Annotated in this window: 25 protein-coding genes; all 25 read right to left on the bottom strand. The window is 43.8% G+C overall.

Annotated elements, in window-relative coordinates; translation table 11 throughout:
• Nucleotides 1-170: 170 nt before the first annotated feature.
• Nucleotides 171-1394, bottom strand: a complete 1224-nt coding sequence (locus QY97_RS08700; RefSeq protein WP_039237679.1) for an MFS transporter — start codon at nt 1392-1394, stop codon at nt 171-173.
• A gap of 225 nt (nt 1395-1619) precedes the next feature.
• Nucleotides 1620-3593 carry a methyl-accepting chemotaxis protein gene (locus QY97_RS19535; protein WP_052728944.1) on the bottom strand — a complete coding sequence of 658 codons (1974 nt, stop codon included), beginning with the start codon at nt 3591-3593 and terminating at the stop codon, nt 1620-1622.
• A gap of 209 nt (nt 3594-3802) precedes the next feature.
• Nucleotides 3803-4231 carry a cell wall hydrolase gene (locus QY97_RS08690; protein WP_039237678.1) on the bottom strand — a complete coding sequence of 143 codons (429 nt, stop codon included), beginning with the start codon at nt 4229-4231 and terminating at the stop codon, nt 3803-3805.
• Between the two features lie 65 nt (nt 4232-4296).
• Nucleotides 4297-4428, bottom strand: coding sequence for a hypothetical protein (locus QY97_RS21075; protein ID WP_326497391.1), 132 nt, complete (start codon nt 4426-4428; stop codon nt 4297-4299).
• Complete coding sequence (locus QY97_RS08685) at nt 4429-4923, bottom strand: DUF421 domain-containing protein (protein ID WP_039237699.1); 495 nt, start codon at nt 4921-4923, stop codon at nt 4429-4431.
• A gap of 173 nt (nt 4924-5096) precedes the next feature.
• Nucleotides 5097-5339 carry a ferredoxin gene (locus tag QY97_RS08680; RefSeq protein ID WP_039237677.1) on the bottom strand — a complete coding sequence of 81 codons (243 nt, stop codon included), beginning with the start codon at nt 5337-5339 and terminating at the stop codon, nt 5097-5099.
• 47 nt (nt 5340-5386) lie between these two features.
• The gene (locus tag QY97_RS08675) at nt 5387-7168 is read right to left on the bottom strand and encodes an adenine deaminase C-terminal domain-containing protein (protein WP_039237676.1); all 1782 of its coding nucleotides are present in this window, start codon (nt 7166-7168) and stop codon (nt 5387-5389) included.
• Between the two features lie 119 nt (nt 7169-7287).
• Nucleotides 7288-7737 carry an acyl-CoA thioesterase gene (locus QY97_RS08670; protein WP_039237675.1) on the bottom strand — a complete coding sequence of 150 codons (450 nt, stop codon included), beginning with the start codon at nt 7735-7737 and terminating at the stop codon, nt 7288-7290.
• A gap of 47 nt (nt 7738-7784) precedes the next feature.
• A complete protein-coding gene (locus QY97_RS08665; protein ID WP_039237674.1) occupies nt 7785-9374 on the bottom strand; it encodes a benzoate-CoA ligase family protein in 1590 nt (529 codons plus the stop codon).
• 207 nt (nt 9375-9581) lie between these two features.
• Nucleotides 9582-10388 (bottom strand): enoyl-CoA hydratase/isomerase family protein, encoded by an 807-nt coding sequence (locus tag QY97_RS08660; RefSeq protein WP_039237666.1) that lies wholly within the window; start codon nt 10386-10388, stop codon nt 9582-9584.
• Between the two features lie 108 nt (nt 10389-10496).
• The gene (locus tag QY97_RS08655) at nt 10497-11135 is read right to left on the bottom strand and encodes a Phenylacetic acid catabolic protein (RefSeq protein WP_039237673.1); all 639 of its coding nucleotides are present in this window, start codon (nt 11133-11135) and stop codon (nt 10497-10499) included.
• Nucleotides 11136-11139: 4 nt separating this feature from the next.
• A complete protein-coding gene (locus tag QY97_RS08650; protein WP_039237672.1) occupies nt 11140-11370 on the bottom strand; it encodes a hypothetical protein in 231 nt (76 codons plus the stop codon).
• Nucleotides 11367-11693 carry a metal-sulfur cluster assembly factor gene (locus QY97_RS08645; RefSeq protein WP_039237671.1) on the bottom strand — a complete coding sequence of 109 codons (327 nt, stop codon included), beginning with the start codon at nt 11691-11693 and terminating at the stop codon, nt 11367-11369. Before QY97_RS08645 ends, QY97_RS08650 begins: the two co-directional genes overlap by 4 nt.
• Nucleotides 11694-12629, bottom strand: a complete 936-nt coding sequence (locus QY97_RS08640) for a Phenylacetic acid catabolic protein (RefSeq protein ID WP_039237670.1) — start codon at nt 12627-12629, stop codon at nt 11694-11696. It lies immediately after the preceding gene.
• 439 nt (nt 12630-13068) lie between these two features.
• Nucleotides 13069-14049, bottom strand: coding sequence for an MBL fold metallo-hydrolase (locus tag QY97_RS08635; protein ID WP_039237669.1), 981 nt, complete (start codon nt 14047-14049; stop codon nt 13069-13071).
• 12 nt (nt 14050-14061) lie between these two features.
• The gene (locus tag QY97_RS08630) at nt 14062-14835 is read right to left on the bottom strand and encodes an enoyl-CoA hydratase/isomerase family protein (RefSeq protein ID WP_039237668.1); all 774 of its coding nucleotides are present in this window, start codon (nt 14833-14835) and stop codon (nt 14062-14064) included.
• A 53-nt stretch (nt 14836-14888) separates the two neighbouring features.
• The gene (locus QY97_RS08625) at nt 14889-15764 is read right to left on the bottom strand and encodes a PaaX family transcriptional regulator (protein WP_039237667.1); all 876 of its coding nucleotides are present in this window, start codon (nt 15762-15764) and stop codon (nt 14889-14891) included.
• A 195-nt stretch (nt 15765-15959) separates the two neighbouring features.
• Nucleotides 15960-16766, bottom strand: coding sequence for an enoyl-CoA hydratase/isomerase family protein (locus tag QY97_RS08620; RefSeq protein ID WP_039237666.1), 807 nt, complete (start codon nt 16764-16766; stop codon nt 15960-15962).
• A gap of 155 nt (nt 16767-16921) precedes the next feature.
• Entirely contained in the window at nt 16922-17113 is a 192-nt protein-coding gene (locus QY97_RS08615; protein ID WP_039237665.1) for a PaaD-like zinc ribbon domain-containing protein, read from the bottom strand.
• Between the two features lie 771 nt (nt 17114-17884).
• Nucleotides 17885-19009, bottom strand: a complete 1125-nt coding sequence (locus QY97_RS08605) for a hypothetical protein (RefSeq protein ID WP_039237663.1) — start codon at nt 19007-19009, stop codon at nt 17885-17887.
• Nucleotides 19010-19027: 18 nt separating this feature from the next.
• The gene (locus QY97_RS08600) at nt 19028-20053 is read right to left on the bottom strand and encodes a Nif3-like dinuclear metal center hexameric protein (protein WP_039237662.1); all 1026 of its coding nucleotides are present in this window, start codon (nt 20051-20053) and stop codon (nt 19028-19030) included.
• 263 nt (nt 20054-20316) lie between these two features.
• Complete coding sequence (locus QY97_RS08595) at nt 20317-20685, bottom strand: Na-translocating system protein MpsC family protein (protein WP_039237661.1); 369 nt, start codon at nt 20683-20685, stop codon at nt 20317-20319.
• 94 nt (nt 20686-20779) lie between these two features.
• On the bottom strand, nt 20780-21256 hold the full coding sequence (locus QY97_RS08590; protein ID WP_039237660.1) for a RidA family protein: 477 nt from the start codon (nt 21254-21256) through the stop codon (nt 20780-20782).
• Nucleotides 21257-21278: 22 nt separating this feature from the next.
• On the bottom strand, nt 21279-21485 hold the full coding sequence (locus QY97_RS08585) for a hypothetical protein (RefSeq protein ID WP_039237659.1): 207 nt from the start codon (nt 21483-21485) through the stop codon (nt 21279-21281).
• 28 nt (nt 21486-21513) lie between these two features.
• A complete protein-coding gene (locus tag QY97_RS08580) occupies nt 21514-21864 on the bottom strand; it encodes a 2Fe-2S iron-sulfur cluster-binding protein (protein ID WP_039237658.1) in 351 nt (116 codons plus the stop codon).
• Between the last annotated feature and the right edge of the window lie 16 nt (nt 21865-21880).

The following is a 21880-nucleotide window of genomic DNA, read 5'->3' as shown; positions in this document are numbered from 1 at the left end:
AAACTTTTCTAGCAGGACTTCTTTAATTCTTCGTCAGTTCTTCTATTCATGAATCAGCAAAACAAGCAAAAGCTCCGGACCTATCTTCCTATATTTGTTCATACTTAATTAAAAAAATATTAACAAAAGCTGAAAATAAAATAGAAGCCTGATTCATCAGGCTTCCTAATCTACCCGCCAAGCGTATGGCGCTTTTTCTGCCACGGGACAGACTCAGCGAGCGCTTTCCCTCCCAGCTGTGTAGATAGCAAGAAAGCCGAAAGCAGCAACCCTCCGCAAAGCAGAAGCGACGACGGAATACCACCCATATGATCAATCATCCAGCCGCCAAGTCCCGGACCAAGGAGCTGACCAGATGCAAAGTATACCGTCGTATATCCCAAGGCTACCGGTGCATAAATGGGATGAATTTGCTCCGTGGATAGAGCTTGAATAAGCATCAGCATCCCTACTACCGTTACTCCCCAGAGAAGCTGGCTTATAATGAACCCAGCGAGCATAGGAAAAACGACTGGGATCAGTACAGAGGCTGAACCGATGAACAGTGTAAACAGCAGGGACTTCTTCCGGCCGACCTTATCCGAAATCATCCCCCAAAGCGGACCGCTAAAGATCGACATCAAGCCGCCAATCGCCATAATTCGGCCGGCAGTATGACTGCTGATTTGCGATTCCAGCATAAAGCTGAATAAGAAGCTTTGCGGGATGAGGTAAGCAAAGCCGATCAAGCCATAAATGAAGGCTACAAGCAATACTTTTTTGTGAAAATACACTTCTCGAAAAAGCGACTCCTTCTCTCCATTCGTTTCTCGCACTGGAACGGGCGGATCTTTTAGGATCCACACAGCAATGAGAGCTGCTAATATAGAAAAGATACCGTATACAACCCATAAGTACCTCCACCCATTTTCCGGGTACCAGCCCATGAAAAATGGGATCAGTGAGCTTGAGATAAGCGTACCTAACCCGAGCCCGCTTCCAAGAAAACCAATCATCATTCCTTTCTTCTCAGGGAACCAGCCGACGATAATATTAACAAGAGGGGTATAAGCAAAGGCCGTTCCGATGCCAAGCATAACCATTGCCAGCAAGCAAGCCCAGAAGCTGTCCACCACCGATAAAAAGAATAATCCTAAAGCAACAAGCGAGGTGCCCATAATGACCAGCCGTTTAGACCCCCACTTCGCCGCCATGATCCCCGCAAATAACACGAGCCCTAAGTATCCAATCGCCGTAGCAGTACCCAGCGCCCCCGCCTGTTCATAGGTGAGGTTCAAATTCTCCTTCATAAAAGGCATGAAAATTCCATAAGACATTCTTCCAAACCCAAGAGTACTAATGGTCACCATTACACAAGCAAAAGCATATTTCCATATATGCTGTCCTTTCTCCACTTCATCCCTCCTCAAACCAACTATGCCTGACTGATTCTTTGATGTTGTAAATAACTTCTCCACAAAAAGAAAAAAACCTTTCTCTTATTCCCGCAGCTGCCTTTGCCTTTTCATACAGCATTCTATTCTGCCTGCGATATTCATATGTGAGCTGCCTTGAGCCGCTTACAGATAAAAAGAAAACCGCCCCGGACATCCCTGACCGAAGCGGCTGTTTCTTTTACACTATAAAGTAAATCGTTTTAATAAGTCGTTTAGCTCTTCCGCTTGATATGACAAAGTTTCTGCCTGACTGGTGATTTGCTCCATAGAAGAATTTGTTTGTTGAACAGCAGCCGATGTTTCTTCAATTCCGGCCGCTGACTCTTGAGAAATGGAAGCCAGGTTCTCGACTACTTCTTGAATAACGGCTGTCTCCTTATGAATAGCCGTTAACTGCCCGGCCGACCCCTCAATCTTTTGTACAAGTCCGGAGATGGCTTTCGTCATTTCCTCGAATGTGCTTCCGGTTGTCTCGATTTGCTCTGTAATCGCTTCTGCTTTTTCAAAGCTTGTCCGCAAAGTATCTGTGACTTCCTTTGAACCTTGCTGAATACCAGCAGCCGTCCTAGTGATACCGCTGACCGATTGTTTCACCTGCTCAGACAGCTTGCGAACCTCACTCGCTACGACAGCAAAGCCCTTGCCATGCTCACCAGCCCTTGCCGCCTCAATCGCTGCATTAAGTGCCAACAGGTTCGTCTGCTCAGCTATGTCCTGAACGACCTGAATCATCTCTGAAATTTGTTCCGCCTCTTCATCGAGCCTCTTCACTTCATGTACAGAATGCTCTACAACCCGGTGCAAATCCTGCACACCGTGAACGGATTGCTCCATCAAGAGCTTGCCGCTGTTTGTTAAGCTGAACACACGCTTAGTAGCATCAGACATGTTTTGACTTTCTTTATGCATCTCTTGGATATCTTCTGAAAATGTATGCACCCTTTCAGAAAGTTCTACAGATGATTGAGCTTCTGTTTCTGCTCCTACAGCCATTTCATTCATTGTTACAGCAATCTGCCGGCTCCCTTCATTGATTTCACCAGCCGACTGCTTCAATATGCCGCTCTGCTCTGTCATCACCTTCGAAGTTTTAGCTATTCGTGTGACCATTTCTTTTAGGTTTTCCTGCATCTTCTTAATAGAAACCGTCAATAAGCCGATCTCGTCTTTCCGCTCTTCTCCCTCATATACCGCATTGAGCTTTCCTTGAGCAAATTCATCCATAAAAGAGGCAGCCTGCTTAATGGGACGTGCAATGGATCGGCTAAATAGGAAAGCTGCGGCTACTAAGACAAGTAAAGTAATGATTCCAACAATAAAGGTTAAAGAAGTCATTTTTTGCCCTGCCTGCTGAATAATAGATAGATCTTGGTTGATGCCAATCATGCCAATTACTTCTGTATTCGTCGGATCAAGCATAGGTACATAGGTCTGAAGCAGGCCATTCTCCTCCACGACAGCTTCCTCACCGGCCAAAACGGTTTCTTTCAACGTGTTATCGTCAAGCGCCTGTCCAATTTGATCTTCGTTTGAAGACTGGACAACTTCTCCGTCTAAGTTATATAAATTCACTTCCACACCTTGTGCCGCTTTTGTTACTCTTTCAAAGAAGCCGCTGTCTATTCCCATTTGCAGCGTACCTACTTGTTGGTTGTTATAAATAAGCGGTACAAATGCCCGGACAGCCAGACCGCTGCTGCCGAATTCAAATCCTGATACTGCTTCTCCATTTAGCGCAGCTTCAATGGCAGGCACACCGCTTTTGTCGTCACCATATTTCTCAGAGTTATGCCCTCTAAAAAACACCTCTCCCTCCCCGTTGCCAAATTCCAGCACGCTTAGCTCATGCTCCTTGACAAGCCGGGCGAATATGGGCTGTACGTGTGAGGCCAGCTGTTCTCTATTACCGCTTTGAACCGCTTTAGACAACGATTCATCCTGTGCATACAATTGGGCAAGCCTCAGCAGCTCCTCCGATATAAGATCAAGACTGCTTACGACCGACCGCTTTGTCGATTCCTGATTCTGATCGCTCATTACTGTAAACGCATGGTTAGCGTTGTACAGCAGCACAGCTCCTAAAAGCAAAAGCGGAATAATGGATGTCGCCAGTAGAACAACGAATAGCCTGGTACTTAATGATTTAAACGCAAACAAACCTCTTCCTCCTTATCTCCTACACGAATGGTTCTTTATTCCTATATTAATCATCAGTCTATTATACTTGATAAGTATTTAGCATGATATATGAATGAGGTTAAATTTACAAATATGTCATAATTATAGGTACTAGTCCTTTTATTACCTAAGGTCGCCCAAGAAAAAAAGAGGTCCTCTCAGACCCCTCTTCTCGTAATAATATCTAGTTAAAAAGTGTTGTAAATATTTTGGCATTCTTCTCCCGTCGGCTCATAGAAGCAGTGCAATTTAAAGCGGGCGACGAGCGGCTGATCGTACCAAGTCGGCGGACAATCTCCCTCTGGCCTAAAATACCATAAAGAATATTTGGCCGGCCAAAACCGTTCACCTCTGACAGCGCGACGAGCCAGCCTCTTTTCGCTTTCACGTGCCCTCTGGTAGAAGTATCCTTTCTGCACAGCTTCGAATGCGTGCGGCTGATAAACCATCTGCGGAATCGTCCGCAGGCCGACGAAATCTGAGCAGTTGGCTCTGATTCGGTTGATCCCTACGTTGCCAACGAGCAGCATCCCTTGCTGCCCTTCTCCTTCTGCCTCAGCCCGCAGCAGCCGGGCGAGTAAATTAATATCGGACTCTCGATGCTTAACAACTGCCATTCTTTCACCTCCGCCCAATGTCTATTCAGTATATTCTAAATGGCCAAAATGTTGACAGACACTAATCATTGTAAGTGCTTGGGCGGCGGCTGCTGATGAGACTTCCTTTCTACTTCTGCAAAAAGGTCTCCCTTCTCCTCTGCCGTCCGCTGAGAAGAAATAGGAGGCGGTACAGATAAAAGCAACGCCTGTTTCATTTACTGAATATCCTCATACAGTGCTTGAAACTCTTTTTTCGTCACTGGTTTGGCTTCCTCCATTAGCTCATAGCCAATTTGGCCGTTCGGCTCCAGTGTCGCCCACTTCACATCACCCATTCTAGTAACATTTTGCTGGCGCAGCTTCATTTCTAACTGATCGATTGTAAGCCTTAATTTCTTTAGCTGATCCTCCTGCAGCTCTCCATTTTTGATCAATACCTTAGCTTTACCAGTTATAAATGCTTCAACTCTGTCAGACTTCACTTGAAAATACTCCATTACAATTAAAGTGAGTACAAGAACACCGCCAACAACTAATGTGCTCCATATATTTTTACCGACAACCGGCTGAATAAGAAGAGAACCGATACCCACCATAATTACTGTTTGGGCCAGCGTCATCTGAGAAATGGATTTTCTCCCCGCCAGCCGAAGCAGCAATGTCCCTCCTAATACCACAATAACCGCTTTCCACAATAAACCGTAATCCATGTCATCCCCCTTTAAGTCAGCTTTTCCCATAGCTTGTGATGGGTTCCCTGCTTCTATTCCTGTTCATATAAGCTGCCTGGGGTATAGATTATCGTTTGTTTGGTCCTGTGGTCGAATCAATATTTAAACAAGAAAAGGTACGAAAGGACCCATCGCCTCCCGTACCTTTTTCTTTATGCATTTACTTTGCTATGAAATGGTTCTTCTTCTACTTTAATTGACTCTGTCGGACACCCTTCACAAGCATCCTCCAAATCGTCATACAAATCCTCTGGCACTTCTGCTGTTCCTTCGTTATCGTCAAGAATTACGTAGGAAAGCCCCTCTTCATCGTAATCAAAGATATCAGGGGCGGTGGCGCCACAGGCGCCGCAAGCAATACACGTATCTTTATCGACTATAGTGTATTTCGCCAATTCTGCTCCCTCCTCTATAAGACTCGTCTACTCTCTTTCTTAAAGCATTAAACTTGAATGGAAGTTAACTTATCCAGCTGCTCAGCAGGGAGCAGAATCTCATCTGTCTTCACTTCATACAATCCGTAAGGTACGAGGCGTAATCCCGGAAGGAAGTCACATGTTAAGAATAAAAGCGTGTATAAAATATCATGGAATGGGAATCCGCGCTCCTGCATAGCTGCCAGCAGCTTGTCATGATACTCCGCTGCTTGATCAAACGATGGGTTCGTTGTCATCATTCCTGTGAACGGGAGCGGAACCTCTAGCACGATGTCATCTCCATCAACAATCGCAACCCCGCCTCCCATTTCATATACTCTCTTAGCGGCCTTAGCCATCGCTTTCGGATCTGTCCCCACGGTTAGCAGCTCAGTGGTTGTATTATACGTAGAAGCCATTCCGTCTAAGTTAACGGCAAATCTTTCTAGAATAGCCTTTGATACCCACTGGCCGTTCCTGTCAATGAGGGCTGCCTGCACAAGACCTTCTTCATTCGTTAAGTCTGCATATCCATCGACGGAAGGCAAATTCATGTCCTTTCTTTGTGTAATGACATTGCTTCGGAAATAAGCAACTGGTATAGGCTCATCCGATGATGGGTGAGGATAGCGGTATAAGTTCGCATTATCTAATACCTCTTTAGAAAATACAAATGGCTTTCTCACAAGGTACTTATTCCAATCGACTGTCGGAAGCTCTACTTGCAATACTCCCTTTTCGGCTGCAATTTCACCGCCGGCTACGACCATATCCGGACGGAAGTTAACAAGATCCGGCAACAGCAAAATATCTGCCTTTCTGCCTGGCGCAAGTCCTCCAATGTAATTATCAAGCCGCAAATAAGTCGCGGCGTTGATCGTGACCATCTGGATCGCCTGCATAGGAGAAATCCCCAGCTCTACAGCTTGGCGTACCAGACCGTCAACGAATCCTTCCTTCTCAATGAAGCCTGGATGAGGACCGTCTGTGGTCATTAAAATGCGGCTCGTATTGACCTTTCCTTCGGTGATGAGCTTAATAATTTCAGGAAGGTCAGGGCGCAGTGAACTATTGCGAAGTGTTGTCCACATGCCAAGCCGCAGCCGATCAAATGCCTCTTTCGCTGTGATAGCCTCGTGGCAGGCATCTACTCCGGCAGCTACGACGGAGTTCAATTTTTCATAGGAGCATCCTGCCGTATGCCCATCGGCTACTTTTCCCTTCTCTCTTAACACTTCCATTGTATCAAGCAGGAAAGGATCTCCCTTGTACAAGAGCGGCCAGCGCGTTACTTCTGCACTTCCAAGCACTTCATCTAAATTGAGCAAATCTTGAATGGCCTCCTGGTTAAACCACTCTCTCTCTCCCGGAAAATCTGCTTGGGAGACGAGCCGCACGAGCCAAAAGAAGTTGCCGGACAGCTTCAGGTCCTGGACCATTTGCTTAAAACCAGCGGCGCCCATATGTAAATAGAAAAACAAGTCATCGTTCACTGTCGTTGTTGTGCCGAGCGGAAGCACCTTTTCTGTCATGCTGACCGGGTTGTATAATACCCAAGGGTGGGAATGGGCTTCAATAAACCCTGGAGATACGTACTTTCCTTCTGCATGAATGACTTTTGTTTCCTCACCGATCGCTGCTTCACTTTCTCCAATATAGGCAATACAATCCTTATAAACAGCGACGTTTTGCTGTAGGAATTCACCAGAATACACATTAATCACCGTTCCGCCCTTGATGAACAAGTCGGCCGGCCGCCGACCTTGTGCCACTTCAATTAATTCAACACGCGAGGCTTTCGTTTTCATATTCTCTCCTCCCTGTATTTCTGCTGGCTAGTTATATGTCCTTTGATACAAAAATGGTGTATAAAGTTTCTCTATACACCATTTTTGCCAGCCTGCCTTATTTATTAGATTCTTTGTTATTACGCATTCAGCCAAGGATTCAGCTGATGGTTCTCTCCCAAGCCCTCTTCTTCAAGTATAGCTCTTACCTCATCGGGGATAGGAACAGCAGAAATGCTGCCCTCCTCCTCTTTTACCCAGCCGCGGAGCTCATAGCCATGACCGGTTCTCACGTCTCCCCTATATACTTCATGAATTAATTTAATCGTTTTATTGTTTACTTCGGCGGCTGTCGTTCTGATTGTAATCACATCATCGTAATATAGCGGACGCTCAAATGTGCAGCGAACATCAAGAAGAGGAAGAATAATGTTCTGTTCCTTCATTAATGAAGCAGGGGCTAAGCCGATACTTCTGAAAAACTGGTGTCCTGCAATATCAAACCATTTAAAATAATTCGGATAGTACACAATGCCTGCCGCATCGGTATCACCAAAATTGACGCGCGCCTGGAATTCATTTCTCTTCATATACTCTCTTCCTTCAAATCAAAATATTCAGAATAGTCCAGTCAGGCTTACAGCTGAACCGTACCGCTTTGAATAAGCTCTCTTAGCTTATAGCGCTGGATTTTACCGGTTGTTGTTTTAGGAAGCTCATCAATAAATTGAATAATGCGCGGATATTTATAACGCGCCAGGTGCTGCTTCACGAACTCCTGCAATTCTTTCTCCAAGGCAGATGAAGCCTCTACCTCCTGTTTCAATACGACATATGCTTTCGGAATCACAAGATTGTTCTCATTTGTTTCTCCAACCACTGCCGTCTCCAACACATCCTTATGCTCCAGCAGACAGTTCTCAATTTCAATAGGAGAGACCCAAATGCCTCCTACCTTCAACATATCGTCCGCTCGTCCGCAATACCAGAAATAACCGTCTTCATCTATATAATATTTGTCTCCCGTGTTTAGCCAGCCGCCGATAAACTTTTGTTTGTTTTGTTCATGAAGATTCCAATAGCCATGGGCTATGCTGTCACCACGAATAATAAGATCCCCAATTTCATTTGGCGGCAGCGGAATGCCCTGTTCATTCACTACTTTCGCTTCATACCCTTGTACAGCCTTTCCGGTGCTGCCTTCTTTAATATCTCCGGAACGGTTAGAAATGAAGATATGCAGCGCTTCTGTTGAACCGATCCCATCTAAAATGTCCACACCAAAGAGCTCTTTCCACTTTTTCGAAAACGATGCTGGAAGAGCCTCCCCAGCCGATGTACAAATTCTAAGAGAGGAGAGGTCATATTTTTTGCCGCTCCGCTGTACATGTTCGATCATAGCACCATAAAGAGTGGGCACTCCTAAAAATACAGTTGGCTTGTACTTCTCGATCGCTTCAAACATCACTTCCGGCGAAGAAGGTTCTTTCACAAGTATTGTCGACCCGCCTTCAGCCATTGGGAAATACATCGCACCCAGTCCGTAAGCAAAATACAGCTTAGAAGCAGATAAGAAGCGGTCCTCTGAGGTTGTTTGCAAAATATGTTTAGAATACGTATTAACAGAAAACTCAACATCATGCTGCAGATGAATGACTCCTTTTGGATTCCCTGTGCTTCCTGAGCTATAAAGCCAGAAAGCTGCATCATCGTAGCATGTGTAAGGTGAAGTGAACTCCTTGCTCTGCTTTTCAAGCAAGCGGTGGTAATTCAACGTTCCCTCTGTTTCCTGTGTGCTGGCTCCTTCATAAACAACAACAACCTTATCTAGAAAAATAAAACGGTTTCTTAAATGAGCAATATTCTCCCAAATATCATGATGCACGATAAATACTTTTGCACGGCTATTATTTAGAAAATACTCGTAGTCAGATGGCTGCATCCGCGTATTAACCGGGACAGCAACCCCTCCCATCTTGACTGTACCGAGGAATGAGTAAATAAATTCTGGTGTATCGTGGCATGTAATTAACACACGATCTTCCATATTTACTCCAATCTCCTTGAGCATATTAGCCGTTTGGCCTACCTTCCCCTGCAATTCCTGGTAAGTAATCTGCTGATCTTCATAGTAGATGGCTGCTTTCTCCCCAAAACCGCGAAAAATACTTTCATCAATTAATTGATGAGTAAGATTGTAAGGCATACCTATGCCGCGGAAATCCATCTAATCATCACCCTCTGTTATCTAAATTTTTCAAATTGTGTGTGCAGTTGCTTTTAAAATAAGCCACCCAAAATGAAGTTAGGAAGAGAAGCTTCTCTTATTCCATTCATTTTGGGCGGCCAAGCAATACATGAATCTATTGACCAATTATTGATTATACTAGATTTAAGTCAGAAATTTAAGATAATTCTTTCGGTTATTTAATAATTACTGACCTTTCCAGTTTGGATCGCGCTTCTCTAAGAATGCGTTCAAGCCTTCCTTCGCATCCTCTGAACGGAATAATAAGTTTTGCAGCTCGCCTTCGTAACGGATCGCTACGTTTAACGGCATTTCTTTTCCGTTCATGATAGAAAGCTTGATGTTCGATACAGCATACGTCGCGCTTTCTACGATTTTCTTCGCGTATTCTCTTGTTTTCTCTCTTGTTTGTTCCTGAGGATACACCTTGTTCACAAGGCCGATATCCAGCGCCTCCTGCGGAGTCAATGTTTCGCCTGTGATGTTCATATCTAATGCGCGGGAGAAGCCAACAAGGCGAGCCAGACGCTGAGTGCCTCCTGTTCCAGCCAGTACGCCTAAAGACACTTCCGGAAGCCCGATTTGGCCGGCTTCGTCACCCATGAAGCGAAGGTCGCAGCCTAATGCCATTTCCAGGCCGCCGCCTACTGTGTGGCCTTCCAAGCAAGCGATATAGATTTGCGGAGAGCGGGCCATTTTGTCTAGTGTTTCGTTACAGAACAAGCAGAATTGCGTTTTGAATTTCGGATCCGCATTTTTCAGGAAGTTGATGTCGGCTCCTGTAGAGAAGAACTTCGGCACATCACTCATCAGGATTGCTACTTTAATATCCTTGTCAAAGCGGATCTCATCGATCGCGGCGTTTAAGTCCTGGTAGAATTCAAGCGCGTAAGAATTCGCTTTATTTACATGAATATGGATTTCAGCAATTCCGTTTTCCTTAACGATTGTCAGATTGTCCTTTTTGATTTCTACTGCAGTTGATTGTGTCATTTTTATTCCTCCCAATTTCATGTGTATTGTAATAAGCAGCTGGATAGCCCATTATATAAGCAGCGATAAGCACAAAGTACTTATTGCATGACTAACAAAATAATTTTTTTAATTTGTGCTGACAAGAGCCGGAGTGGTTAATTGCTCCACTTCCGCTTTAAAAGCTTCATATAGTGAGACTGTTTTAGACATATAGCCTTCTTCCACTATTTCTGTTTGAGCTTCCACAGATTTCAACCATTCTCCCGCTTCAGGGATCGCCTCATTTAAAGCTTCCTTGAATTTCGCTGGGACAGCTCCTTTATCATTTAAAAGCTGTTTAGCCCAGCCTCTTGCATAAATGATATGTTCCTTCTGTTCGTTAATCAGCTTTTGTACACGAGAAGCCACCTTGGCGTGTTCTGATTCCGATACCGCTTTCAAAACAAGATCAATAGCTGCATTTGTTGCATACAAAGAAGCGATCAGCGTGATCCAATTATTAACCTTTACGGCATTCGGAAGAGCCTTTCCGCTTTGGTCTTTTACATCAGCTTTCTTGACGCCTTTCAAATCAGCGCTCCAGTTATAAAGCAATCTAGCGTGCCCTAGTTCTCCCTGCGCCATAGCGATAGCAGCAAGCGTTGCTTCTAAGTTGGGCCCGCTGACCCCCACTTCTACCAGGCGATCTCCTAGTACATATTTGTTATCTGCAATCGTTTCAACTAAATGAATAAATGACGTTAAACCTGCTGTTTGCTCTGCCATACTATTAAGCTCCTTTCCCGGCGAATAATCCTTTAGGCTTTCGCACCCAGTCCAGCTGAGCCCGATCCACTACACACATTTCCACCCAATCTTCCTCATCGTACGTGTAAGCAGCATATACTTTAGCTAATTCTGCTGTTTCAGCTTCCACTGTTCCGATGTGAATTAAATCATCGCCCCGTTCGATGCGGGTAAATACATCGAACGTTGTTCTTTGCTTTGTCTTCACACTCATCTCGAGCTAACCCCCCAGTTCTTCATTCTTTCCCGTGCTTCTTCACTCAGCCTATCTACCGTCCATGGTGGATCCCAAACGACCTCGATATTGACCTCTCTTACCTCCTGCTCCTCTAACAGACGATTTTCGATGTCCCCTTTGATCCATTCCGTGCAAGCGCATCCAACAGCAGTGAAAGTCATCGTTACGTTAACTGCACCATTTGTCTCCTGGATATCATAGATAAGTCCCATGTCTACTACACTGATTGGAAATTCCGGATCCATGACTTCTTTAAGTGCGTTCCAATATTTTTGTGTGTCAGTAGAAACTGCTGTCATTTATACCGCCTCATTTCTTAATTTTTCAAGTTCTTTTGCCCCTTGTTGAATTCTCTCAACAAATTGCTGATTTTGAGGTCCACGTGACTTAAAGCGTTTGATAACGTTTTCCCATGTATCAGGTTGATCTGTCAGCCATTTCTTGTTTTCTGCGTCAAACTTACAAGGGAATGGTACATCAATGACAAACTTTTCTGTTGCTTCATCATAGTGAGCAGGTACTTTTATGCCAATCGACTCGCAGAATGGAACAGCTGTAGACAGCCACTTTTGGCGAAGCTCATCATTTGTTCTTCCTTTTAGCTTGTATTCGATTTGCTGCGAGCGGCTCTTTAGGTTATCCGCTACACCAAAGAATTCCAATCCCATGATAAACATCCAATCAACAGCTTCCTGAACCTTTTTCTTTAATTCAGGATCTTTTACTGCGGATTTCATGATAATTTCGCCGTTTCTTAAGTGGAATAATTCTTCTTTATCCACCTTTACCAGCGCCCGTCTCCAAGGCCCGTAGGATGTATGCTCTCCTGCATCTCCTAAAAGGGTATAGCCTGCACGGTCGAACAATGCGTTAAATACGCCGAGCTCAATCCAGTTGGATAATTCGAAATCGAATGCATAAGGGTTTTTCCAGCGGTTTGGCTCGCGGTTGTAAAGAAGCTCCTCCGTATCCTCTCCCAGGTCCTTCAGCAGACGGTAAGCGATATGGGCGTGGCCGATCTCATCCTGCATGATCGCTAAAGCAGTAATTTTGTTATTTAGCGTAGGCGCCTGATCATAAACAGTTAATAGAGGAGGTACGCTTAGAAGCTCTGTATCTCCCACAATTGTGAGCGTTTGCTTAAGCGCTTTCAGATATTCTTCATTCATATCCTCCATACCTTCAACCATAAAGCCTTCCTGGACTTTTTCTTTTAAAAGAGCTGCGTTTTCCATTTTCCCACCTCATTTATTTCTTTTTCATTTTTAATTAGTTAATGGATTAATTAGCTGGTTATTTATTGTTATGTTTTTTTAACTATCGTTTGTTATTTATAACATTATACGTTTTTTTGACGACTGTCAATAAAAAATTCAGAAAAATTCAAATAGAAATTTAATAAATAAAAGGACAGGGTAATTAGTAAAAAAAACAGCGAAAAAACGCCGTTAAACGCCTTATTCGCTAAAGATCAGCTTGTTCATTATCATTCCTGCCAGAAAACAATCTAACATTTTTCTCCCTATAAGAGGTAATTCAGTAATATAAAACCTCAATTTATGTATATGTTTTATTAACGATTGATATTAATACGTAACAATTAAAGCCCACAGCATGAAGCTGTGGGCTTTACTATAAAATGTACCTTTTGTTATATCCAGCTGATCACGGCTTTTAGCTGCTAACGGGAGAAGCAGCAGTATATTGTATAACTGTCCCTTCTTGCCTAGTCAGCTCTCCTCGGGAAACGAGAAATTCCAAATGAGCTAATGTTTCAGCCATAGCAAACCGCCATTGGTGCGCATTCAGCTCTTTATGACGAAATACTTCTGAAGCTACTTCATAGGCCGTCTTTCCGTCGTGTGACAGTTGAAACATATTCTTCAAGCGCTCTTCATGATGAGCCATAATCTCCTCCACTCTTCCTGAAAGGTCAGCAATTAAGCCGCCATGTGCAGGAAGCGCTTTGTTTACGTTTAATGCGCATACTTTGTCCAGCGAACGTAAATAATCCTGCAGCGGATTTCTGCTCGCACCAGGCCAAAGACTCACATTTGGCGTAATTTTGTCCAGTACGTGATCAGCTGCGAGCAGCAGCTGCTTCTCCGGCTGAAAGAAGCAGATCAATCCATCGCTGTGCCCCGGTGTCTTAATAACCTCCCAGGAAACGCCGCCTAATATTACATGCGCCTCTTTTAAAACAGTTAAGTTCGGCAAAGGAGCTACATTTTTTTGCAGCTTCTCCATTTGCTGCTTAATTTGCTCTGTAAGCTCATCAGGTACGCCATTTTGCTTGCACATTACAGCGATGTGCTCAGCCTGCCGACTGTCTTTCCCCCATACGCGCCTAGACATATGGAAATCTTCTTCACTAATATAGACAGCAGCATCTGTCTTCTCCTGCAGCCAGCCCGCCAAGCCAAAATGATCAGGGTGAAAGTGAGTTAAATAAATACGCTGAACCGAGCCAGCTGCTACACCCAGCTCGGCAAAAGCTTCTTCCCACGCTTCCTTTGCAGGGGGATAATTCACACCTGTGTCTACAATGGTCCAGCCCGACGGCTCTTTAAACAAATAACAATACACATATTTCATAGGGAAAGGAACGGGAATGGGAAGCCTGTAAGTCGTTTCATCTATCTGTTGGATATCCAATTGCCTCGCCCCCTAGGAGTTTTTCCAAACGGGTTCTCTTTTTTCCACGAACGAATGCAGCCCCTCCTGTGCATCGTTGGAAGGGAGAAGATCACGAAAATAAATCTGCTCGACTTCCCCAATGGAGGCAGCAAAGCTTGAAGCCATTGCCTTTCGGACAGCTTTTCTTGTTAAGGATAAAGCCAATGCACTCTTGCTTCTTAAATTACCTAACAGCTGTTCCAAAGCCTCATCCACTTCCTCCCGCGCCACAAGGCGATTAACAAATCCCCATTCATATGCCTTTTGAGCATCGATGGTTTCTCCCGTTAAAAGCAGTTCCATCGTCCGGTTCAGCCCGGTTACCCAAGGAAACGCCACTGTTGATACCGGAGGGAATAACCCTAGATTAATTTCCGGCTGACCAAATTTCGCCTTCTCTGTCGCATAGACAATATCACAGAAAGTCGCCAGTTCACAGCCGCCGCCTAGAGCCGCGCCCTCTACTACAGCAATCGTTGGACAAGGAATCTCAATCAAAAGATGAAACATTTTGTGAAAGGCATGGAGCATCGGCTCCGCTTTGTCCCCCATATGGTCTTCTACAGCTGCTCCTGCGGAAAATACCTTCCCCTCTGCACGAATGACTAAAGCATGCAGATCCTTGTTGTCGCGTATACTTGTCAGCGCACTTGAAATTTCATTCATCATTTCAATGTTTAATACATTCACAGGCGGACGATCTAACGTCAGGTAAGCAACCCCTTGCTCAGTCCGGAATTGAATCGTTTCAAATTGTTCAGCCATATGTATGCTCCTCCCCTTGCTCTAATAAAAATACTGGCTTTTAGCCTGATGGCTCACATAATATTAATGAAAGGATGAATTGCTTTTTCCCTATTAGATACATGTTCGCAATCAGGTGCCGGGTCAAAAACGTCTTCAAAATAACGGATAGCTGGAATAGACAACAGCTGGTGCACGTTAAAGAACAGCTCCCTTGCTTTGTTTCCACTCCAGTCTGCCGGCAGCAGATCGGCAGGAAAGCCAGGATCTAAAAATAGGAACTTGCGATATTCATGAACAAGAGTCGTCCGTTCAATAAAGCATTCCTTATCCGTCAACTGCTCATTCCACGCACGTTCCTTTAGTGCTTCATATTTTTCGCTATACCGCTCAATAAATGATTGATACGCCTGGTCAATCCCATCAAAATCCCAGCCTTTTTGAACAATCTCGCCCTTATCATGGGAAACGATTTCACTGGAACTAAATAAAATAATGTGATCTTCAAGGCCATGCTCCTTAATCATCTTCAAGACCTGCTGCTCCAGCGGATTAGGGGTTACCCATACACTGTTAGAGATCATTCCGAAGCCAATCCAGGTTAAATCTTTGCGAACTTGATTTCGGAGCTCTCTCTTATTCTCAGGAATAGAGTAAGTAACGACCCGCCAATAACCATCCCATTTAAGGTTTCGTATGGAATAAACCCTGGACACTCCCTCTTGCATACTTCTTTTTCCTTTATCCGTTAAGGAGTAATAGCTTTTATTTCCAATCTTTCGCGCCTGGAAATATCCTTGCTGTACCATGCGAAGAGTGGCGCCCCGGCTGGATGATTCAGATATGCCAAATTGGGACATCATTTTGATTAAACTTCCAATCCACACTTCTCCCCCGTAGTGCTGGATGTACTCTCCGTACAAAGTAAACATTAATGATCTAGGTTTCATTTTCTACTCATCTCTTTCACATATTCTTTTGTCTCCATTATTACTAGGGGAGCAGGGATTTACAAGTGTTTTCACGCTTCTTCTCTTAAAACCTGCCTTCTTCGCTCGGCTGTTTGCCTCACGACCTGCCTTTATATGAAAAAACAATATCGGCAGCAGGCGCCGATATTGTTTTTTCTTTATAACACTTTTTTATTACTGACCTTTCCAGTTTGGATCGCGCTTCTCTAAGAATGCGTTCAAGCCTTCCTTCGCATCCTCTGAACGGAACAATAAGTTTTGCAGCTCGCCTTCGTAACGGATCGCTACGTTTAACGGCATTTCTTTTCCGTTCATGATAGAAAGCTTGATGTTCGATACAGCATACGTCGCGCTTTCTACGATTTTCTTCGCGTATTCTCTTGTTTTCTCTCTTGTTTGTTCCTGAGGATACACCTTGTTCACAAGGCCGATATCCAGCGCCTCCTGCGGAGTCAATGTTTCGCCTGTGATGTTCATATCTAATGCGCGGGAGAAGCCAACAAGGCGAGCCAGACGCTGAGTGCCTCCTGTTCCAGCCAGTACGCCTAAAGACACTTCCGGAAGCCCGATTTGGCCGGCTTCGTCACCCATGAAGCGAAGGTCGCAGCCTAATGCCATTTCCAGGCCGCCGCCTACTGTGTGGCCTTCCAAGCAAGCGATATAGATTTGCGGAGAGCGGGCCATTTTGTCTAGTGTTTCGTTACAGAACAAGCAGAATTGCGTTTTGAATTTCGGATCCGCATTTTTCAGGAAGTTGATGTCGGCTCCTGTAGAGAAGAACTTCGGCACATCACTCATCAGGATTGCTACTTTAATATCCTTGTCAAAGCGGATCTCATCGATCGCGGCGTTTAAGTCCTGGTAGAATTCAAGCGCGTAAGAATTCGCTTTATTTACATGAATATGGATTTCAGCAATTCCGTTTTCCTTAACGATTGTCAGATTGTCCTTTTTGATTTCTACTGCAGTTGATTGTGTCATTTTTATTCCTCCCAAACCTTTAATGTTTTTTTAACTATCGTTCTCAATACATAATATACATAATATTCTAACTACTTGCAATAGTTTTTTTTATCTTTTTTTTGCGAACTTTTTAAAAACGTAATATTAGAAGGATTCTTTCACAATAATTGTGGTTATTTTTTAATTACTTTTTGGATTTCCGCTTCTTTCTTTCCTGGATTTTGCCATCTAATAAATTCAAATACACTGTGGCAGCTGTTGCAATAATATTGAGAAACAAGCTGTGCAGTCCCAAATGGGGCGATCTTATCCACATTGTCCGAGTCACAGAACGAACAATGAACGGTTATAGTTTGATTCGTCATGCTCTTCCCCTTCTTTCTTTCATTTTACTTTAATACGTTTTATTTTTCATCGCATTTCTAACGTAATATTAATACAAGAAGCTAAGAAGTGTCAATAAAGAATAATTAATATTTTCAGAATTTTTATTCAAGTTCTGACCTGGATTGCTGTGCCCCGGTCACTTTTTAATAAGGCGCTCTGCTTTTTTTCAAATAAATAAACCCAGCCGCCTGACGTACGAAGCAGCTGGGTTTGATTTCATAATCTTACTTTTCTCTCATAGAATATTTAAACATCATGAAGGGTGGGACTCTCTTGAACTTAATCGGTTTCGAACTATTCACTGTTCGGTCGCTATCCATTTTGCCTAACTTTTCTATTTGTATGTCCATTTTTGAAAATGGTAAAAAGCTTGTTTCCTCTATAGGGAAAGACTTGTATCATGAGCCGGCATTTATTCTTCCAGATAAACGGCTGGCAGCCACAGGAAGGATCCACCATATCTCCGAGGATACTGCTCGTTCATTTGCTCCTTTCCAAGCATCCCCCTGTTCCTTCACCGCTCCTTCTTGCGCCCAGCTAGAAGAACTTCAAATAGAACTGATGCTAGTGAACGGAGAACTTATAGAGCCTATAGAAAGAACCGTCTGCCTTCATTTTTTGAAACGAGAACACTCATACTTAAAGCGAATCCCTTTTTACCTAGATCCCCGTTCAATAGAGAGGCTGAATTCCTCGACAGTTTACCTTCACCTCTCTTCTCAACTTGCAAAACATTGGTAAAATGCCTTCTAAACTAGTATAGGTGTTAAAAAGTAAACGATTAAGAAAGCGGTGATAATTCTCATCGTAATTCCTAAAACGGCCGCCCCCATTGCCTCCTTTTCGCTGAGGTCAGAGTTCGCTCCCCATATAACAGGAACTTGTCCTAAAACGGTTGAAAGCGGCAAGCCTGATGAAGCTAAAACAAATGAACCTATTACCAGGCGGGGGTCAATAGAAGCAGCGGTCTCCGCTAATTGAGCCATAGCAAGTGTTGGAGTAGCCAATATAGATAGAATACCTGTTTCCGGTTCAATATTTAAAGCGAGCAGAACAGACGATAACCCTGATTCAATCGTCGTCCATATACCAATATAATCCAGCACGCCAATCATGGCAAAAACAACTGCTACTGCCGGAATAATGAGAAGAAAAACCAATTCGGCTCCTTCACGCGCGGCGTTAAATACAGTCGGCAGAGCGCCTGTCTTAGGAGTAAACCTAGGCAAATTCTCAAGCTGAACAGCCTTTGTATCCCGGTAAATCGTTTTGGAAAGAAGAAATGGAACAACGAGCACGGGCAGAAATACAGCTAGTACTACCACTACGAAAGCATTAGCTCCTACAGCAGTCAATGCAAGCATTCCTAACATAAAGGTAGAGAAGGATTGTTGAGATTGTACCATTGTGGCTACGGCTATCTTCTGCTCATCTTTTGTAGCACCGGACTTCACCAAAATCGGTCCTGCTATTTTTCCTGCCGCATTAATATCGCCGAGAATGTTGTAAATGCTGGGAATGACAACAGCGGAATTAATTTTCAGCAGCTTAGTGACAGGGACAAATACCCGGATAAGAGCATCGGTGAAGCCCAGCCGTTCTAATGTCCGGCCGATAATCACGCTGACAATAATCGTGACACCGACTGTCCCCGTCAGAAATACCTCTACCACGACAGAGAAGACTTGATCAACAATCGAATTAAACAGCCCTGCCAGCGTACTTGGCGATAGCATCATAACTAACAAAGAAATGATCACTAAACTTAAACCAACTAACTCAATCTTGGCCCACTTTCTCTTGTCAGGATGAGCAACGACTGCCTGCTCTTCTGACTTAACCGCTTCCTCGGCCAGCTTTTTTGCTTCACTCATACTCTTCCCTCCTCTTTCCTAGTTCGATAATTTGGCAGCACTTCTGTTAACTAAATACTCATCCGCCATCCGTTCCGCGTATTCTTTCATTTGGGAGGTTCCTGTTTCATGTAAAGCGGTACTTGTTATGCGCTCCCTAAAAACTACTACTTCCACATCCGGCAGCAGCTTATCCAATGCATAAGCTAACGGCAGGCCATTCTCTAGTATTTCTAATACATGGCAGTTGCCAATGACCATATTCAGCCCCAGCTCCCGAGCCATTTCAATAAGAGCGTGTCCATCATACACACGGCTGATGGAAGCAAGCACAGTGTCTGCCTCGGGATGCTCTTTTGCTGCCTGCCGCAAATGCTCAGGCGAGAATCCTGTATGAGGAAAAATGTGCAAGATGTGATTCACTCGTGTATCCTCATTGCCAATCACAATCCGTCCGCGTGTAACCACGCTTGTTTCAGTTAAGGAAGATGACCCTCTTACTTCTCTTTCTGTAAAGAGAAGTTCTTCTTCTTGCTGTAATCCCATAAAGTCATTTAATCGACTTAACATATCACCGAGTGTTTGCACCCCTGGAAGCGTTTTGCCAACAAATAGTACATTACCGTGCACTCCTCCATAAGAGATATCTGCTTTATAAGCCTCATGGCCATGCAGAAAAGAAATACCCGGGTGCAATCCATGAAACGCTTCATGCAGCTCAAATGCAGCTACATTATAAAGATCTAAATAGTTTTTTAATGTAACCCCGCCAGAATTAGCTGCCTCTGCTATTGGGTGGTGAGCAATGATTGCATCGACGCCGGTTGCCCCGGCCAGCTCAATGCTGCCCTCTGTCATGGTCATAGTGACGGCAATTTTCTTCACACTTTTATTCAAATCCCCGTAAACCAGGCCAGGCGTTTCGATCACTTCTTTCCCAGGAAGGTTAGAAGATTTCATAATGACAAAAGGATGATCTCCCCTTGTAAGGTCCCCTAGAGACTTAACTACTCTTCCTCCAGTCAGCTTGTCCAGTGCATTCAAGACATCTTGTACATTATTCATTTATTTCCCCCCATTTGTGTTGATAGCTGCCGATTATTCGCCCGCAATGTGTTAAAAAGCAAACCTATTAATTTCACATGAAGGATAGGTGAATGGTTATCTTCCTATGGAGAAGGCAGTCCGACGCTTTTTACCTCAAGAAACCATTGATCTATTGAGCATGCACAAAAAAACCGTCAGCACAACGATACAGATGTAATCTGATATCCTGTACTGACGGTTTTCACGCACTCTCGAGAGTTCGCTTGACCAGTCCTTTTATTTTAATTAGCCATATCAATATAAGAACTTACTTGCTTGTCAAATATAATAACGGTACCTGAGATTTCTGTATAAGGATCATAGTCCTTCAAAATCGAGCGGACTTTCATGCCATACTTCTCCTCTATGACTTCTTTTAAATGCTCCTTAAAGGCGTCAATAATAGCAAGGTCCGTCATCTTGGTGACCGAGCGATTGATCTCGTCCAGGTATTTAAGAGCAGCAATTCTCTTATGATGGGCGATGATCAACACTTTATCACCTACAATATCAACCTTTTGACTTTTGACACCTATATCAAACATCCTAAGGTTGATATTATTATAATCCTTAATTAGTTCCTGTTTAAAAGGACCAACCATCCATGCCATCCACCATTCATCCTCTTAGTTAGACTAATCTGAATTATCTAACAATTTAAAATCTATCATATAACTGTTTTTTTGTAAACCTTTTTTAAAATTTTCAGTTAATTTCTACTGTCATTTCAACTTCTACTGGTGCTCCTCCTGGTAGAGAAGCCAGTCCAACTGCAATACGTGCGTGCTGATGTTCTTTTCCAAACACATCATACAGCATGTTCGACACGGCGTTAATTACAACTGGGTGCTCTTTAAATTGAGGAGTGGCTGCTACGTAACCATTTACCTTAATTACTCGCTTCACCCGATTTAAATCACCGACCAGGTATTTCAATGAAGCCAGCAGGTTAAGAGTGCAGGTTCTTGCTGCCTCCTGTGCCTCTTCCATGCTGATTGATTCTCCAACAATACCAACGTACTGCTGACGTCCGTCAACTTTTGGGGTTTGTCCTGACAGGATCACTGTGTTTCCTGAGACAACGCCCGGAGCAAATGGGTGGGGATTGGCCGGTACATCCGGCAAATTGATATTTAACGCTTTCAGTCTTTCTTCTACATCTGTGTTCACTACTTCTGCCATGTTTCTTCTCTCCACTTCTTTTTTAACTGGATTGCTTCTCTTCTATGTTTGCTAAATAGTAAAGCGCTTTCGATTTTCTTCTGTATAAGAAAGGATGGTGAGTGTAGTACAGCTTAGCACTCGCCTCGCTGCTGCAAAAAGAGCATTGAATCCTGTAAGGTGCCTTACTAATATGAGGGGTATCCAACTGTGCCAATACTTCCTTTAAATGACCCTTGCAAACCCACATAATCTCACCTCTTATTTTTGATTAATGATCACTTTACTGGAGCAGCTTCTTTCTTGATTTTGTCCGGCTTTCTTTTCTTCACTTGATTGGTTACTTCTTCATCCCAAGAGATCGACACATCGCCTGTAGTAACGAACGTTTGGCAGCCTAGACGGTAGCCTTTCTCGAGCCAATCATCTCCGAGTTTTCTTCTTTCCTGAATCTTTACATTATCAATAAACTCTGCACCTTCTTCTATCTTACAAACACAAGTTCCGCAAATACCACCGCCGCAACGGTTAGGCAGGTCGCCATCATAACGCAGAGACATTCTTAGAATATTGGAGTTTTCTGGTACTTCTAATGTTTTCTCGCTTGTTAGAAAGTTAATTTTCGGCATGTGATTTTCCTCCTTG

Source organism: Bacillus thermotolerans, from assembly GCF_000812025.2.
GTDB lineage: Bacteria > Bacillota > Bacilli > Bacillales > Domibacillaceae > Quasibacillus > Quasibacillus thermotolerans.
The sequence above is the reverse complement of the archived record's forward strand: the minus strand, read 5'-3'. Positions and strand labels throughout refer to the sequence as shown.

What these genes read in the sequence shown, in the direction of transcription:
- QY97_RS08585 (WP_039237659.1), bottom strand. Translation starts at nt 21,485, where the DNA reads ATGTGGGTTTGCAAGGGTCATTTAAAGGAAGTATTGGCACAGTTGGAT.
- QY97_RS08620 (WP_039237666.1), bottom strand. Translation starts at nt 16,766, where the DNA reads ATGACACAATCAACTGCAGTAGAAATCAAAAAGGACAATCTGACAATC.
- QY97_RS08625 (WP_039237667.1), bottom strand. Translation starts at nt 15,764, where the DNA reads ATGAAACCTAGATCATTAATGTTTACTTTGTACGGAGAGTACATCCAG.
- QY97_RS08600 (WP_039237662.1), bottom strand. Translation starts at nt 20,053, where the DNA reads ATGAATAATGTACAAGATGTCTTGAATGCACTGGACAAGCTGACTGGA.
- QY97_RS08595 (WP_039237661.1), bottom strand. Translation starts at nt 20,685, where the DNA reads ATGGCATGGATGGTTGGTCCTTTTAAACAGGAACTAATTAAGGATTAT.
- QY97_RS08665 (WP_039237674.1), bottom strand. Translation starts at nt 9,374, where the DNA reads ATGGATTTCCGCGGCATAGGTATGCCTTACAATCTTACTCATCAATTA.
- QY97_RS08590 (WP_039237660.1), bottom strand. Translation starts at nt 21,256, where the DNA reads ATGGCAGAAGTAGTGAACACAGATGTAGAAGAAAGACTGAAAGCGTTA.
- QY97_RS08675 (WP_039237676.1), bottom strand. Translation starts at nt 7,168, where the DNA reads ATGAAAACGAAAGCCTCGCGTGTTGAATTAATTGAAGTGGCACAAGGT.
- QY97_RS08660 (WP_039237666.1), bottom strand. Translation starts at nt 10,388, where the DNA reads ATGACACAATCAACTGCAGTAGAAATCAAAAAGGACAATCTGACAATC.
- QY97_RS08645 (WP_039237671.1), bottom strand. Translation starts at nt 11,693, where the DNA reads ATGACAGCAGTTTCTACTGACACACAAAAATATTGGAACGCACTTAAA.
- QY97_RS21075 (WP_326497391.1), bottom strand. Translation starts at nt 4,428, where the DNA reads ATGAAACAGGCGTTGCTTTTATCTGTACCGCCTCCTATTTCTTCTCAG.
- QY97_RS08690 (WP_039237678.1), bottom strand. Translation starts at nt 4,231, where the DNA reads ATGGCAGTTGTTAAGCATCGAGAGTCCGATATTAATTTACTCGCCCGG.
- QY97_RS08650 (WP_039237672.1), bottom strand. Translation starts at nt 11,370, where the DNA reads ATGAGTGTGAAGACAAAGCAAAGAACAACGTTCGATGTATTTACCCGC.
- QY97_RS08655 (WP_039237673.1), bottom strand. Translation starts at nt 11,135, where the DNA reads ATGGCAGAGCAAACAGCAGGTTTAACGTCATTTATTCATTTAGTTGAA.
- QY97_RS08580 (WP_039237658.1), bottom strand. Translation starts at nt 21,864, where the DNA reads ATGCCGAAAATTAACTTTCTAACAAGCGAGAAAACATTAGAAGTACCA.
- QY97_RS08605 (WP_039237663.1), bottom strand. Translation starts at nt 19,009, where the DNA reads ATGAGTGAAGCAAAAAAGCTGGCCGAGGAAGCGGTTAAGTCAGAAGAG.
- QY97_RS08615 (WP_039237665.1), bottom strand. Translation starts at nt 17,113, where the DNA reads ATGACGAATCAAACTATAACCGTTCATTGTTCGTTCTGTGACTCGGAC.
- QY97_RS08685 (WP_039237699.1), bottom strand. Translation starts at nt 4,923, where the DNA reads ATGGATTACGGTTTATTGTGGAAAGCGGTTATTGTGGTATTAGGAGGG.
- QY97_RS08670 (WP_039237675.1), bottom strand. Translation starts at nt 7,737, where the DNA reads ATGAAGAGAAATGAATTCCAGGCGCGCGTCAATTTTGGTGATACCGAT.
- QY97_RS08630 (WP_039237668.1), bottom strand. Translation starts at nt 14,835, where the DNA reads ATGGCTGAACAATTTGAAACGATTCAATTCCGGACTGAGCAAGGGGTT.
- QY97_RS08640 (WP_039237670.1), bottom strand. Translation starts at nt 12,629, where the DNA reads ATGGAAAACGCAGCTCTTTTAAAAGAAAAAGTCCAGGAAGGCTTTATG.